This is a genomic window from Streptomyces sp. AC627_RSS907 (genome assembly GCF_019049165.1).
Genome location: NZ_JAGMUE010000170.1, coordinates 1 through 1,351, shown reverse-complemented (window position 1 = coordinate 1,351; position 1,351 = coordinate 1). Strand labels below are relative to the sequence as shown.

The following is a 1,351-nucleotide window of genomic DNA, read 5'->3' as shown; positions in this document are numbered from 1 at the left end:
ACGGGGGGCCGGTCCGCCCCGGCGCATCCCCAGGCCGGTCCCTCCCCGGCGCCGCCCGCCGCGACCCTCGGCGTCGAGGCCGTGGACGACGAGAGGCCGGGAGCCCTGGTGGTGGGTGTCCACGAGCCCGGCCCCGGGCACGAGGCGGGTCTGGTCCGGGGCGACGTGCTCCTGACGTTCGGCACGACCCGCGTCGACTCCGCCGCCGACCTCGCGCGCGCCGTGGCCCGCGCCCGGCCGGGCAAGGAGGTCACGGTCACCGTGCGCCACGTCAGCGGCGGATACCAGCAGCTGACGGTCGTACCGGGCGTCGTCACATGACCGTGCGGAAGTGGCTCGTGAGGCGTCCGGTGCCGTCCAGCACGTGGTAGGCGAGCCCGACCGGGGCGTCCCGGTCCGCGACCTGCTCGCCCTCCCAGGGAAGCCGCAGGGTCCATGTCACTCCCGGGCCGACGACCAGGGGCCGACCGGCGAACGCGGTGGCGGCGGGCGTGTGGGCGTGCCCCGTGATCACCCCGGAGATCTCGGGCCGGCGGTCCAGCAGCGCCGTGAGGCGTTCCGGGGCGCGCAGCAGGCAGGAGTCGGGCAGGGGGTGGTGCAGGGCAGTCGGCGGGTGGTGGAAGGCGAGGACGGCCGGGCGCTCGCCGTCGAGTTCGTCGAGCGTGTCCTCGATCCAGTCGTACGTCTCCTCGTCCAGCTCTCCCTCGTCGCTCCCCGGGATGCTGGAGTCGCACATCAGGACCGCTCCGCCGTCGAAGACGTGCACCTCGTTGACCGGTCCGTCGGCGGCGGGGCGGCCCAGCAGCGCCTTGCGGTAGGGGGCGCGGCTGTCGTGGTTGCCCGGGCAGGTGAGCACGCGGAACGGGGCGGAGCCGTCGCGCAGCCCGAGGATGCGGGCGGCCTCCTCGTACTCCGCCTCCGTGCCGTGGTCCGCGATGTCCCCGGTCACCAGGAGCGCGTCCACGCGTCCCGGCAGCCGCCACAGCCGGTCGCGCACGCGCTCGGCGCGCTCGGTCGCCCGCGGGCTGCCGTCCAGGTGCAGATCGCTGATGTGCGCGAGTACGAGCACGGTGCCGTCTCCTTCGGACGCCCGGACCGGGCACCCCGTTGCTAACGCTTGCATCGCATCCAAGCATTAGTCGTGGTGGTCGATCAATGCCAATCGGCTCGCGCCGCCCCCTTGCCGAGGGCAGGATGCTGCCCGTAGACCCTTCATCGTCCAGCCCCATCACCCCCAGCCCCATCACCCCAGCCCCATCACCGCCCACTCCCACCACCGCCCACGGAGGCCCGGATGACCGGCAGTACGCCTGCTCCCTTCACCGCAGACGACTATCGGGCCCGCATGGGC

General features: G+C 74.0%; 2 protein-coding genes. One reads left to right on the top strand and one right to left on the bottom strand.

Annotated features, from left to right (window positions below; all coding sequences use genetic code 11):
* Positions 1-321, top strand: a 321-nt coding sequence (locus KUM32_RS44045; RefSeq protein ID WP_254406370.1) for a PDZ domain-containing protein, incomplete at its 5' end; no start/stop codon positions are given.
* On the opposite strand, the gene KUM32_RS30445 is transcribed toward KUM32_RS44045, so the two are convergent.
* Positions 314-1,069: a phosphodiesterase gene (locus KUM32_RS30445; protein ID WP_217145188.1), complete on the bottom strand. Its 756-nt coding sequence runs from the start codon at positions 1,067-1,069 to the stop codon at positions 314-316. The two genes, KUM32_RS44045 and KUM32_RS30445, sit on opposite strands and share 8 nt — an antisense overlap.
* Between the last annotated feature and the right edge of the window lie 282 nt (positions 1,070-1,351).